This window comes from Frateuria aurantia DSM 6220 (assembly GCF_000242255.2).
GTDB lineage: Bacteria > Pseudomonadota > Gammaproteobacteria > Xanthomonadales > Rhodanobacteraceae > Frateuria > Frateuria aurantia.
Map to the genome: position 1 here is coordinate 2,028,154 of NC_017033.1, position 13,116 is coordinate 2,041,269.

Genomic DNA, 13,116 nt, shown 5'->3' on the forward strand with positions numbered 1-13,116 from the left:
TGCTCCTGATCAGTCGTCGCTGTCGCGATCGGAATCGTCACCGCCATGGGCGGCACGGTCATCACCTTCGTCATCGCGGCGACGCGAGGTCTTGGCATCATCCTTTTCCTTGCTCTTCAGGATGAAGGACTGCTCGGTGTCGGCGGCATCGCGACGGATCACCAGGTGGCGCAGCACGGCGTCATTGAAACGGAAACCGGATTCCAGCTCGCTCAGGGCGGTCTGGCCGACTTCGATGTTCAGCATGACGTAGTGGGCCTTGGCCAGGTTCTCGATGGTGTAGGCCAGCTGACGACGGCCCCAGTCTTCGATGCGATGGATGGTGCCGCCTTCGGCTTCGATCAGCGACTTGTAACGCTCGAGCATGGCCGGAACCTGCTCGCTCTGGTCGGGATGGACCAGGAACACAACTTCGTAATGACGCATCGTCATTGTTCGGTGACTCCTTGAGGGTGTGGCCTTCACGGCCTGACAGCCTCCCGCGACGCGGTGAGGCAAGGGTCTGCACACAGCCTTCGCAGGCAGAACAGAAGCGGAATGATAACCCCGCCGCCACGCCCCGCACAAGTCGCCAGCCCACGCCCGCCCGTATCAGCCGACAGTGAAGCTCTCCCCGCAGCCGCATTCACCGGTGGCATTGGGATTGTTGAACACAAAGCTGGCATTGAGTCCCTGCCTCTGGAAATCGATGCAGGTACCGTCAACCAGAGCCAGGCTGTCATTGCGGATCACCAGCGGCACGCCCTCGACTTCGACCAGGGTATCGTCCTGAGCCAGCTCGGGAGCCAGATCCACCACGTAGGCATAGCCCGAACAGCCGGTGCGCTTGACCCCGAAACGGATTCCCGGAGCGGCCGGCGACTTGTCAAGAAAGGCACGCATGCGTGCACTGGCGGCGGGGGTCATCGTAATGCTCATGGCCATCAACTCATGCTGGCGCCCGGAAGGCGCGTGTGAAATCCACGGGACCTGGGACATTTCGGCGCGAGAGCGCCACCCAGTACCCCGTGACTAGACTATCATGGGGGTTTAACCCATGCCCTTTCACTGGGGGCGGACAGCAGGAGTTTCAATCGATGGCGGTGGTCAGCGTCAAACAGGCATTATCCGGCACCTATCCGGCCGGCAGCATTCTCACCGTCAGAGGCTGGGTTCGTACCCGCCGCGATTCCAAGGCGGGCCTGTCCTTTGTCAACATCACCGACGGCAGCTGTTTCGCGCCCATCCAGGCTGTGGTCCCGGCCGAGCTGGCCAATTACGAGAGCGAGATCAGGCATCTCACCAGCGGCGCCTCCCTGATCGTGACCGGCGAGCTGGTCGCCTCCCAGGGCAAGGGCCAGTCCTTCGAGATCCAGGCCCACACCGTCGAAGTCTGCGGTCTGGTCGACGATCCGGAGACCTATCCGATCCAGCCCAAGCAGCACTCGATGGAGTTTCTGCGCGAAGTGGCGCACCTGCGCCCCCGCACCAACCTGTTCGGCGCGGTGACCCGCATTCGTCACACCATGATGACGGCGATTCATCGGCATCTGACCGGCGAGGGCTTCTTCTGGATCAATACGCCGATCATTACCACCTCGGATGCCGAAGGTGCGGGCGACATGTTCCGCCTCTCGACTCTGGATCTGGCCAACCTGCCCCGTACGCCCGAGGGCAAGATCGATTTCCGCAAGGACTTTTTCGGTCGCGAGGCCTTCCTGACCGTATCCGGCCAGCTCAATGTCGAGGCCTATGCCCTGGCCATGAGCAAGGTCTACACCTTCGGCCCCACCTTTCGCGCCGAGAACTCCAACACGACCCGCCATCTGGCCGAGTTCTGGATGGTCGAACCGGAAATCGCCTTTGCCGATCTGGCCGATATCGCCAGCAGTGCCGAAGCCTTTCTGAAGGCGATCTTCAAGGCGGTGCTGGAGGAGCGTGCCGATGACATGGCCTTTATCTCCGAGCGGGTGCTGCCCGGCGCCGCCGAGCGGCTGGAAGCGTTTATCCAGGCGCCGTTCGAGCGCATCGACTACACCGATGCCGTCAAGATCCTGCAGAACTGCGGCGAGAAATTCGAGTTCCCCGTCGAATGGGGCGTGGATCTGCAAACCGAGCACGAACGCTATCTGGCCGAGAAACATGTCGGTCGTCCGGTGGTGGTGATGAACTATCCCGAGGCGATCAAGTCGTTCTATATGCGCCTGAACGACGACGGCCGCACCGTCGCCGCCATGGACGTGCTGGCGCCCGGCATCGGCGAGATCATCGGCGGATCGCAGCGCGAAGAGCGCCTGGACCAGCTGGATCTGCGCATGCGGCAGTTCGGCCTGGATCCAGCCACCTACAGCTGGTATCGCGACCTGCGGCGCTACGGCTCGGTGCCGCATGCCGGTTATGGTCTCGGATTTGAAAGGCTGCTGGTCTATATCTGTGGCCTGTCCAATATCCGTGACGCCATCCCCTATCCCCGGGCGGCCGGCACGGCTGAATTCTGAGGAACCGCTCCATGCTTCGCCGCCTGTTACATCTGATCGCCGTATGGCTGCTGTGCGCAGGCCTGCTCGCCTGCCATACGATGGGCCGCCTGGATCCCTTCAAGGCGCTGCCGCAGGCGCCCGACATGACTCAGGTCCTGGCCCAGGCCAAGCTGAAATTGCAGCACGCCACACCGTGCTGCAACAGCTATGCCGACTTCTCCTACCAGACCCGGCTGCCCTGGCAGCCGACCCGGTTCCAGTTCGGTGCCAACAGCCCGGTGGCGAACCTCAATGGCTCGCGCACCCATTTCATGACCTTTGCCCTGCCTTACGGGCTGAAACTGCCCTACGAGATCGGCTTCAAGGCGGAAATCAATGGCCGCTGGGTGCACAGCAGCTATCTGTTCGCCCCCACGTTCACCATTCTGGACGCAGCCTTCCAGCCGATTGCCAACCAGGACGTGGCGCTCTGCGAATATATGGGCTGGAGCGATGCCACCAGCGGCGCTTTCGGCCGGGTGGTGATCCGCTCCCCCGAAGCCCGTTATCTGGTGCTCTACAGCTCGGCCAGCCAGCTGTCCAGCAATACCTACTGGGAGCAGTCCGCCGTGGATGACACCGCCGGTACCGGACTGATGGGCGGCATGCGGGACAGCAGCAACACCATGCAGGTCCAGCACGGCCCCGACGGTGCCTTCTGGGTCGGGATGATGAGCAATGCCTACCGCCGGGCGCTGGACAAGGCCATCTGCGAAAAGCCCAAACCCGGCAACGGCCTGCTCAGTGATCTGGGCGGCACCCTGGAATTCTGGCGCCATGACACCGGCACCACCGGTGCAGACCAGCCTACGGGAACGGCCACGGCCACCGTGCCCGCCAATACCGCCACCCATTGAGCGCGCCATGACGTTGCTGATCTATCTGGCCCTACTGCTGCTGGGCGTCTCCTGTTTCCTGCTGCATTATCTGGCGCATTGGCGGATCACCCGCCGCCTGCGGCAGCAGCATCCCGCCCGATGGGCGATCATCCAGCCACCCGGTCAACGCCTCCGCTGGGCGGCACGCTGGATGCGGATGACCATGGTGCTCAAGACCGCCGTTCCGCCGCTGCATCAGCTGCTGAACGACCCGGTCATCCGTCGCTGGCAGCGCATCTGGACCTGGACGCCGCGGCTGGCCTGGATCTTCTGGCTGGCAGCGCTAGCCATCCGCTGGCTGGCCCGTTGAAACCGCTCCACCTCAGGATCTGACCATGAATCTCGACTTGCGGACACGACACGCCCTAGTCTGCGGCGCTTCCCAGGGCATTGGCCGAGCCATCGCCATCGAACTGGCCGGCATGGGCGCCGATGTCACCCTGCTGGCCCGCTCGCAGGCCGGACTCGAGACCGTGCTTGCGGAATTGCCGCAGCCCGCCGAAGGCCAGCGCCACGACATTCTCTGCGCCGACATGCTGGCCACCGAATCGCTTGCCGCACAGGCCGCGCAGCTGCATGACCGCCACCCGGTGCAGATCCTGATCAACAACAGCGGCGGCCCCGCCCCCGGCCCGTTGCATGAAGCCAGTCCGGCCCAATTGCAGGCCGCCTTCCAGCAGCACCTCTGTGCCGCGCAGGTCTTGCTGCAGGCCTTGCTTCCCGGCATGCGTGAAGCCGGCTACGGCCGCATCGTCAACATCATTTCCACCTCGGTGAAAGAGCCTCTGCCGGGTCTTGGCGTCTCCAACATCGTGCGCGCCGGCACGGCCGCCTGGGCCAAGACCCTGGCCGGCGAACTGGCAGCCGATGGCATCACGGTCAACAATGTGCTGCCCGGCTATACGCAGACCGGTCGCCTGGAGCGCCTGATCGACGGCCGCGCCGAAAGTCGCGGACTGAGTCCGCAAGACGTGGCGCAGGCGATGCTGAAGGACGTGCCCGCCGGACGCTTTGGCGAACCGGCCGAAGTCGCCGCGCTGGCCGCTTTCCTGTGCAGTCCGGCAGCCGGCTATGTCAACGGCACCAGCATTGCCGCCGACGGCGGCCGGGTTCGCAGCCTCAACTGAAGGATCGCAACGTCCATCGTGACTGCGCTCCGGCGCAGCCGCCTTCTCCAGCCCCATCCCGAGGCTCGGCCATGCTCCGTTCTCCCTCGCTCGGCCTGTCAGTGGTACTGGGCCTGCTGTCAGCCATCGGCCCCTTCGCCATCGACATGTATTTGCCGGCACTGCCGGCCATCGGAAACTGGTTCCACAGCTCCTCGAGCTGGGTCCAGGCCAGCCTGGGGGTATTCTTCCTCTGTTTCGGTGCCAGCCAGCTGCTGTATGGCCCCTGGTCCGACCGCGTCGGCCGCAAGCCTCCGCTGCTGGCTGGACTGCTGATCTTTCTGGTCGGCAGCATCGGCTGCGCCCTGGCCCCGTCCATCGGCCTGCTGATCGCCTTCCGCTGCCTGCAGGGGCTGGGCGCGGGCGCCATGTCGGTGATACCCCGTGCGGTAGTCCGCGACCTGTTCACCGGAGTAGACGCCGCTCGCATGATGGCCCGACTGATGGTGGTCTTCAGCGTCTCGCCGATCCTGGCGCCTCTGAGCGGCAGCCTGGTAGTTCAGTACCTGCCCTGGCAATGGATCTTCGGATGGACCGGACTGTTTGCCGTGATCGGCCTGCTGATGACACGCCGAGCCCTCCCTGAGACCCGCCTGCCGGATCCGCGGCAGAAAGCCGGACGAGCTTGGCGGACCTATCTGGATCTGGCAAGGGATGCACGATTCCTGATTCTGGTCGGCATCGGCGCCCTTGGCAGTGCCGGCTTCTTTGTCTATCTCTCCGGCTCATCCTTCGTGCTGATCAACCATTACGGTCTCAGCCCCAGGCAGTTCAGCCTCGCCTTTTCAGCCAACGCCTTTACATTGATCGGCTGCTCACTGCTCAGTCCCGGACTCGCGGCACGCCACGGCCTGCCCAGAGTCCTGGCCGGCGCCGTAACCGCCTATGCGCTGATCATGGGACTGCTGGCCGCGCTATCGCTGGGCCACTCACCCAGCCTGCCGCTGATGCTGGGCCTGCTGATGGCCGGTTATGGCTGCCTAGGCCTGGTATCACCCTGCACCGCCGTGCTGGCACTCGATGCCCACGGCGCACGCGCCGGCGCCGCCTCGGCCATGCTGGGAACCTTGCAGCTGGCGGCAGGGGCCGTGGTGATCGCCTTGATCAGCCCTTTCGCCGATGGCCGTCCGCAGCCGATGCTGATCGGTATCGCCTTGTGTGCGAGCCTGGCCTGGGCTCTGTCACATCTGGCCCGCCATCGAGGCTATCTGGACAAGGACGAGGTCGCCGCCTGACATCTGCACCAGACAGCGACCTCGACCAACGCGACCAAGGCGCCTCGCTTACTGGTAGTTGCGGCCATTGACGACGACATAGCCTGCCGTCGGCCAGTTGCGACCCGTGCCATGATGGGTCCAGTCAATGCCCTGGCTGCGGGGGTTGTCATAGTAGTAACGCCCGCGCACCGTCGCATGATCGCCTTCGGCTACCCATGGCCAGGCCGGAGCATTCATGCGATCCAGATCCGAGACGATACGAATCACTCGCCCTGGCGCGACCTGCAGCAGAAAATAGCCATGCCAACCACTGCGGGTACGGCGCTTGCCGTAGACATGCACCACCGTGCCGCAGACATCTTCCAGCCGGTCACCACGGATCTCGCCGGAAGCCATGCCCTGCTGATCGGCCAGAAAATGCCCCACATCGCAAGGCGGCACCGGTTCACCAGCCTGCGCAGCCAAGGGGGCCAAGGCAATCATGCCCAGCATGGCCAGACCGGCCAGCGACCGATGCAGGGAGTACGAGGCCGCCCTCACGAAGCCACCGCGGCCGTGACCAGAATCTCAACCTTCCAGCCCGGATCAGCCAGAGCCGCCTGCACGGTCGCCCGTGCCGGCGCCTTTCCCGGCACCACCCAGGCATCCCAGGCTTCGTTCATGCCGGCAAAGTCCGCCAGATCGGCCAGAAATACCTGAGCCTGCAGAATATGAGTCTTGTCGCTGCCGGCCTGCGCCAGCAGATCGTCGATCGCCGACAGAGCCTCGCGAGTCTGGGTCTGGATATCCGCCGAAACGGTTTCCGGCACCTGCCCGGCCAGATAGACAAGACCGTGGTGAATTACGGCCTCCGACATGCGCGCACCCGCATCGATTCGCTTGATCAACTGATTTCTCCCGTCAAAACGGCAAGGCTACCAGCGATGCCGCAAGCTGAACATGGGAGCATCGCGGAACGCGATGCTAAGCTGAAGCCATGCAAAAACTCGGCTTGTTACTGCTGGTTCTGACCAGCCTGCTGTACCCGCTGGCCGTCTATGCCGGCCTGGGTCGGACCTCGCCCGTGCTGCTGGCCGCCGTGCTGGCGGCCAGCTGGATGCTGCGACTGACCGCCTGGCGCGGACAGCAGGCACGACCCTGGACGCTGGCCGCACTGGTCCTGGCCTATTGCAGCCTGCTGGTATGGCAGCCCTGGCCCGGCATCGAGCGCTGGTATCCCTGCCTGATCAATCTCGCCCTGGCATTGGGTTTCGCCGCCAGCCTGCACCGCGGCATGCCCGCCATCGAGCGGCTGGCTCGCCTGCAGGAACCCGACCTGCCAGCCGCAGGCGTGCGTTATACCCGCCGGGTCACCTGGCTGTGGCTGGGTTTCTTCATCCTCAACGGCAGCATCGCCGCCGGCCTGAGTCTCTGGGGCAGCTTGCACTGGTGGGCGCTGTACAATGGTGGCGTCGCCTACCTGCTGATGGGCCTGCTGTTCGTGCTCGAATACGGCATGCGTTGCCGGCTCCGACGACGACAGGCCATCCTCTGATGTTGCAGCGCAACACGATCTGCCTGCACATTCGGTATGCTATCGCCCACCCCTGCCCGATTGCCTGAGACATGTTGCGTATTTCCCCGACCCGCTTCGTGCGCCAGATCCGCGCCTCCGACAGCTTTGCCGACAGCCTGCGCATCCTGGTCGCAATGGGCGGCATCGTGCTGTGGTGCCAGTGGCAGGGGAATCCGCACCTGATGATTCCGCTGCTGCTGGGGAGCATTGCCGGCGCGCTGGCGGAAACCGAGGATACCGGTCTCAAGCGATTGAAGGCCTTGCTGGGCACCCTGGCCCTGTTCACTGTCACCGTGACCTCGATCACGGCCCTGTTTCCCTTCACCCTGCCCTTCGCCGTCGCCCTGCCGCTGGCGGCTTTCGCAGTCATCATGCTGGGCGCGATCGGCAACCGCTGTGCGGCGATCAGTGGCGCCACCATCATCCTGGCGATCTACACCATGCTGGTCAACGACCAGCATCCGGTCCCGGGCATGTCGAACTGGAGCCAGGCTCGCTGGATCCTGCAGGGCGCGGCGTGGTACGGCGCGCTCAGCCTGTTGTGGGGGGCCTTGTTCCCCGAGCAGATCATCCGCCAGTCGCTGGCTGCCGTCTTCGATGCGCTGGCAGGCTATCTGGATTGCAAGGCGAGACTGTTCGAGCCCGATGACGGCAGCCATCTGGAACGGACCCAGCTGGAGCTGGCCATGCGCAACGAGCGGGTAGTGCAATCGTTGCAGTCATGCTGGAACCTGCTGCTGAGCCGGATGACAAGTCCGCGCTCCCGGCAGTCGATCGATGCGCCTATGCAGCTGTATTTTCTGGCCCGCAGCATCCACGAGCGCGCCAGTTCCTCGCACCATCCCTATCGCGCCCTGGCACGCGACCTGTTCCACAGCGACGTGCTGTTCCGCTGCCAGCGCCTGATCCGGCTGCATGCCGCCGCCTGTCGCAAACGTGCACAGGCCTTGCGCATGCACTTCAGCTATACCGGCTGCGGCGAAGGCCAGCAGGCACTCGCCGAACTGCAGAAGTCAATGGACTGGCTGGCCGATCTGGCCGAACCGCCGCGGCCTGACCTGTGGCGGGCCTTGTCGGCCATCCGCCACAATCTGGCCGGTCTGCAACAGCAGATGGACTATATCGATCAGCCGCCGTTGACGGCCCAGTCCCCCGCCGGCAACCCGCCAGGCCTGCCGCCGAAGGCCATGCTGGCCGCCGCCTGGGACTCGGTCCGGCGGCAACTGACACCGAACGCGCCGCGATTCCGCTATGCGGTGCGATTGTCGATCGCGCTGCTGGCAGGCTATGCCGTGATGCATCTTTATCATGCAGAACAAGGCTACTGGATCCTGCTGACCACCGCCTTCGTCTGCCAGCCCAGTTACGGCGCCACCCGCCGCCGGCAATGGGAACGCATCGGCGGTACCCTGGCCGGTCTGCTGCTGGGCTGGGCCCTGCTGACCCTGTTTCCGCAGCGGCCGATGCAGCTGGCCTTGTTCGTGCTGACAGGCCCCTTGTTCTTCGCGACCCGCCGAAGCCACTATGCCGCGGCCACCGGCGCCGCCACCATGATGGTGATGCTGTGTTTCAACCAGACCGGCAGCGGCTTCGCGGTGATCATGCCCCGTCTGATCGACACTGTGCTGGGCGTCAGCCTGGGCTGGCTGGCGATGCGCTGGATTCTTCCTGACTGGCAGATGCGGCGACTGAATCTGGTGCTGGCCCGCTCACTGCGCAGCGACAGCCGCTATCTTCGCGAAGTCATCACCCAGTACACCTCGGGCGAGGTCGATGACATCGCCTACCGCAGCAGCCGCGACGAGGCCCTGGCTGCCGATGCGGCCCTGAGCTCGGCCCTGGCCAATATGCTGAAGGAACCCGACGGGCGTCAGCACAATACCGAGATCATGCTGCGGTTCCTGACCTGCTCGCATACCTTGCTGGGCCATCTCTCGGCACTGGGCGTCCATCGCCAGATGCTGGACAGCCGCCGCACACCGGCCGCACGTCACAGCTACCAGTTGATCGAACAGACGACCGCCCGACTGAGCCAGAGCTGGGAGCAGATTGCCAGTCACCTGGAAAGCCCGAATCCCGACCGTGCCTTGCCGCGATGCGATGAGCGGCAGCTGATCGGGCAACTGGAAAACGGGGCCTGCGATCGCTGCGGCGACGACAGCCTGCGCCTGGTCCAGGGTCTGCTGGCCCAATTGCTGGGCCAGCTGGATGCGCTGCGCGAGTTGAGCGTCCATGCCCTGCATCGACCCGTGCCGCTGGGCCGGGTCATCGACGAGCCCGTGGACAGCTGAGCCGGAATACCTCTTGCCCTGTCATACCATGATGAAGATCCTCTTCCATCCAGGCCGTACCCGCCCGCTGCGTCGTCACGGCCTGCCGATCTCATCCCCCGCCACCGATCCGTCGATCCGGGCCCGGACGACCTGAGGAAGCCGAACTTGGACGTCACTTTTGAATTTTTCGCCGCCATGGAGCGGCAACTGGGCCAGTCCCGACTGGCCTTGGAACTGCCCGCGCACACCACGGACATCGGCGCCGCCCTGAATGCACTCAAGCAGGCAAGGCCTGCCCTGGCCGACGCCATCGAGCGCTGCGCCTGCGTGAGCGGCGATACCATCGTCAAACGCAGCCACCCCATCCCTGCAGACCGGATCATCGGCCTGCTGCCCCCTGTTGCCGGAGGTTGAGAGCCATGCATTCCGAAGATACCGCGGCCAGGATCTGTGCCGAACCCTTCCCCATCGAGCCGCTGCTGGCGCTTGACCGCTACCCCGAGTGCGGCGGCCTGGCCAGCTTCGTCGGTACCGTTCGCAATCACCATGACAATCGCCAGGTCGAGGCCCTTTGCTATACCGCGCATGCCCCGGTCTGCGAAAAACTGATTCGCGAAATCGAGGCGGAAACCCGCGCACGTTTCGGCGTACCTTATCTGCAGGTCCGCCACCGGGTCGGTCGCCTTGCCATCGGCGATGTCGCCATCGTCTGTGTCGCCCGTGCCGCGCATCGTGCAGAAGCCTTCGCCGCCTGTCGCCATGCAGTGGACGAGGTCAAGCATCGCGCACCGATCTGGAAGGAGGAATTCTACGGTGACGGCAGCAGCCGCTTCGTCGAAGGCTGCTGCATACGGGAAGATGATGAACCCGCGCATGACCATTCGGCACACGCGCATCACGCCACGCCGTCCGCTGAATTGCCATGATCGGTCTGCCAAGATCGATGCCGTTGTCCTACCCGGAAAATCCATGAAAGATGTAAGCCTCAAGCCCGATTCCCTGCGCCAGGCCGAAGCCGTCGCCGTACTGCACGCTCCCGCCGAGTGCATCGAGCGCCTGCGCAGCGGGGATACCGAAAAAGGCGATCCGCTGAAAACCGCGCGGGTGGCCGGCATTCTCGCCGCCAAGCGCTGCGATGAACTGATCCCGCTGTGCCATCCGCTGCCGATCTATCGTGCCGATGTCGATTTCGAACTGGCCGCTGACCGGGTGGCTGTCCGCGCCACGGTGCTGACCATCGGAGCCACTGGTGTGGAGATGGAAGCACTGCTGGCCGCCAATCTGGCGGCTCTCACGATTTACGACATGCTCAAGCCTTATTGCGAACCGGAACAGCTGTGGATTTCCGATTCGCGTCTGCTGGAGAAACAGGGCGGCAAATCGCATTTCGTACGGCATCTGAGCCGGCCCCGCCGCGCCAGCGTGATCGTGCTTTCTGATCGTGTCGCCGCCGGCGAAAAGGCCGATACCGCCGGAGTGGCCGCTGGCAACATCCTTGAGCAGGCGGGCTTCGAACCTGTCGGCTGCCGTGTTTTGCCGGACAATGCCGATGCCTTGCGTCAGGCTCTGCAGGCCGATCGCGAACAAGGCATCGAGCTGATTCTGACCGTCGGCGGCACCGGCCTCGGGCCCCGGGACATCACCGTTGATGCCGTGCAGCCCATGCTGGACAAGGAAATTCCCGGTCTGATGGAAACCGCCCGCGGCTTCGGCCAGCGCCGAACGCCTTACGCCATGCTGTCACGCGGGATCGCCGGACTCAGCGGCAACTCGCTGATCATCACCCTGCCCGGAAGTCGTCGCGCGGTGGAGGAGTCGATGGCCGCCCTGCTCCCCGGCATCGTGCACCTGATCGATGTCCATGCAGGCGCGGATCACCCGGGTGGCTATGCCGCCTGAGGCGCCAGGACCCATGACGACCATGACCCCGCCCCTGCTGCCACCCGACTGGCCGATGTTCGGGGTCAAGCACGACCTGCTGCCGTTCCTGCAGGAATGTCTGCGACGCGACCAACGTGTCGTGCTGGCCTCGCTGATCTGGATCCAGGGCAGTTCACCACGCCCCTTGGGCAGCGAGATGGCGATTGCCGAATCCGGCGACATGGCCGGTTATGTCTCCGGCGGCTGCGTCGAGGCCGCTGTCGCCCTGGAAGCCATGGCCGTATTCGCTGACGGTCACCCGCGATTGCTGGACTACGGTGCAGGCAGTCCGGTCCTGGATCTGCAACTGAGTTGCGGCGGCCGCATCCATCTGTGGCTGCGCCTGCTGCAAGATCCGGCCGGCTATGTCGAGACCTGGCAAGACGCGCGCCAGCAGCGCCGGATCTTCCAGGTCGATACCGACCTGACCTCGGGTCATATGCAATGGCAGTCGACCTGCACCGTGCAGGCCGGAGCAAACCCCGGTCACTTCCGGCAATGCCACCGCCCCCCGATCCGGCTGGTGGCCGTCGGTCACGACCCGGTGACCCTCGCCCTGCTGCAGCTGGCAGGTCAGCTGGAAATGGAAACCTGGCTGCTGCGACCTGACGGCCCGGCCGCAGCACCGCCCTTCGTGCTGGATCGCTACCTGCCGCAACCGCTGCAACAAGCCATCGGGCAGATCGAGCTGGATCAGGACACGGCGGTCTATACCCTGACCCATGACGGCAGCATTGATCATGCCGTGCTGAGCTGGGCACTACGCTCGGAAGCCTTCTGCGTCGGTGTGCTGGGCGCCCGCCACAAGCGCGACCAGCGTCTGCAGGCCCTGCAGGCCGACGGCCTGCCGCCAGACCGGCTGGCACGGCTGCAGGCCCCGGCCGGCCTGCCATTGGGCGGACAAAGCCCGATGGCGATCGCACTCGCCATCGTCGCCGAAATCACCCAGCAATGGCATCAACGCGCCGCCGATGTCCCGGCCCGCTGATTCGCCGCCAGCCATCGCGCTGCTGGCTGCCGGCGGCAGTAGGCGACTGGGTCGCCCCAAACAACTGCTGACCCTGGGCGGCACCACCCTGGTCCGGCATTTCGCCAGGCTGGCGCTGCAATTGCCGGCAGCCCGGCGGTTGATCGTGATCGGTGGCGGCGGCGACGAGGTGGCGCACGAGTTGCGCGACCTGGACCTTGAAATCATCGCCAATCCCGACTGGTCCAGCGGCATGGGCAGCTCGGTGCGCCGTCTGGTGGAAGCCCTGGGCGACCATCCGGGCCCCTGTCTGTTCACCACCATCGATCAGCCGGCGCTTGACCTGCAGCATCTGCAGAGGCTGCTGGCCGCCGCCCGCGGCCATCCGGACAAGGACATCGCCAGCGGCTACCACGGCCTGGCTGGCGTGCCGGCCGTGCTCAGACGCCCGACATGGCTGCAGGGGCGAAATCTGGACGGTGACACCGGGCTGCGCCGACTGCTGCGCGGTCCGGACGTCGGCCTGCAAGTGCTGCCTGCACCGCAGTTGGCCCTGGATGTCGATACACCTGAAAACTTGCACCAGGCCATCCGGCATGGTTGGCTGGACCCCTTGCCTGAATCCTGACGAGATCACATACG

General features: G+C 64.8%; 16 protein-coding genes. 12 read left to right on the top strand and 4 right to left on the bottom strand.

Going from position 1 to position 13,116, the window contains the following annotated elements; all coding sequences use genetic code 11:
- Nucleotides 1–9: 9 nt before the first annotated feature.
- Complete coding sequence (gene rpsF / locus FRAAU_RS09430; RefSeq protein ID WP_014403300.1) at nt 10–432, bottom strand: 30S ribosomal protein S6; 423 nt, start codon at nt 430–432, stop codon at nt 10–12.
- A 159-nt stretch (nt 433–591) separates the two neighbouring features.
- A complete protein-coding gene (locus tag FRAAU_RS09435) occupies nt 592–918 on the bottom strand; it encodes a HesB/IscA family protein (RefSeq protein ID WP_014403301.1) in 327 nt (108 codons plus the stop codon).
- 158 nt (nt 919–1,076) lie between these two features.
- Here FRAAU_RS09435 and asnS point away from each other — a divergent pair, with 158 nt between their 5' ends.
- From asnS to FRAAU_RS09460, 5 genes are all read left to right on the top strand, one after another.
- The gene (gene asnS, locus FRAAU_RS09440) at nt 1,077–2,477 is read left to right on the top strand and encodes an asparagine--tRNA ligase (protein ID WP_014403302.1); all 1,401 of its coding nucleotides are present in this window, start codon (nt 1,077–1,079) and stop codon (nt 2,475–2,477) included.
- A gap of 11 nt (nt 2,478–2,488) precedes the next feature.
- A complete protein-coding gene (locus FRAAU_RS09445; protein WP_014403303.1) occupies nt 2,489–3,355 on the top strand; it encodes a hypothetical protein in 867 nt (288 codons plus the stop codon).
- Between the two features lie 7 nt (nt 3,356–3,362).
- Nucleotides 3,363–3,686, top strand: a complete 324-nt coding sequence (locus FRAAU_RS09450; RefSeq protein WP_014403304.1) for a hypothetical protein — start codon at nt 3,363–3,365, stop codon at nt 3,684–3,686.
- Between the two features lie 25 nt (nt 3,687–3,711).
- Complete coding sequence (locus FRAAU_RS09455) at nt 3,712–4,503, top strand: SDR family oxidoreductase (protein WP_014403305.1); 792 nt, start codon at nt 3,712–3,714, stop codon at nt 4,501–4,503.
- Between the two features lie 71 nt (nt 4,504–4,574).
- A complete protein-coding gene (locus FRAAU_RS09460) occupies nt 4,575–5,777 on the top strand; it encodes a multidrug effflux MFS transporter (protein WP_014403306.1) in 1,203 nt (400 codons plus the stop codon).
- A 48-nt stretch (nt 5,778–5,825) separates the two neighbouring features.
- On the opposite strand, the gene FRAAU_RS09465 is transcribed toward FRAAU_RS09460, so the two are convergent.
- Nucleotides 5,826–6,299, bottom strand: coding sequence for a DUF3465 domain-containing protein (locus FRAAU_RS09465; RefSeq protein ID WP_014403307.1), 474 nt, complete (start codon nt 6,297–6,299; stop codon nt 5,826–5,828).
- A complete protein-coding gene (locus FRAAU_RS09470) occupies nt 6,296–6,646 on the bottom strand; it encodes a RidA family protein (protein ID WP_014403308.1) in 351 nt (116 codons plus the stop codon). The genes FRAAU_RS09465 and FRAAU_RS09470 overlap by 4 nt, the downstream gene beginning before the upstream one ends.
- Nucleotides 6,647–6,735: 89 nt before the next feature.
- Between FRAAU_RS09470 and FRAAU_RS09475 the strand changes: the two genes are divergently transcribed.
- From FRAAU_RS09475 to FRAAU_RS09505, 7 genes are all read left to right on the top strand, one after another.
- Nucleotides 6,736–7,293, top strand: a complete 558-nt coding sequence (locus FRAAU_RS09475) for a COG4648 family protein (protein ID WP_014403309.1) — start codon at nt 6,736–6,738, stop codon at nt 7,291–7,293.
- Between the two features lie 71 nt (nt 7,294–7,364).
- Nucleotides 7,365–9,605: a YccS family putative transporter gene (gene yccS, locus FRAAU_RS09480; protein ID WP_014403310.1), complete on the top strand. Its 2,241-nt coding sequence runs from the start codon at nt 7,365–7,367 to the stop codon at nt 9,603–9,605.
- A gap of 147 nt (nt 9,606–9,752) precedes the next feature.
- Complete coding sequence (locus tag FRAAU_RS09485; protein WP_014403311.1) at nt 9,753–10,001, top strand: MoaD/ThiS family protein; 249 nt, start codon at nt 9,753–9,755, stop codon at nt 9,999–10,001.
- A 5-nt stretch (nt 10,002–10,006) separates the two neighbouring features.
- A complete protein-coding gene (locus FRAAU_RS09490) occupies nt 10,007–10,513 on the top strand; it encodes a molybdenum cofactor biosynthesis protein MoaE (RefSeq protein WP_014403312.1) in 507 nt (168 codons plus the stop codon).
- Nucleotides 10,514–10,556: 43 nt separating this feature from the next.
- Nucleotides 10,557–11,486 (top strand): bifunctional molybdenum cofactor biosynthesis protein MoaC/MoaB, encoded by a 930-nt coding sequence (gene moaCB, locus FRAAU_RS09495; RefSeq protein WP_014403313.1) that lies wholly within the window; start codon nt 10,557–10,559, stop codon nt 11,484–11,486.
- 13 nt (nt 11,487–11,499) lie between these two features.
- A complete protein-coding gene (locus FRAAU_RS09500; protein WP_014403314.1) occupies nt 11,500–12,495 on the top strand; it encodes an XdhC family protein in 996 nt (331 codons plus the stop codon).
- Nucleotides 12,479–13,102, top strand: a complete 624-nt coding sequence (locus tag FRAAU_RS09505) for a nucleotidyltransferase family protein (protein WP_014403315.1) — start codon at nt 12,479–12,481, stop codon at nt 13,100–13,102. Before FRAAU_RS09500 ends, FRAAU_RS09505 begins: the two co-directional genes overlap by 17 nt.
- Nucleotides 13,103–13,116 lie beyond the last annotated feature (14 nt).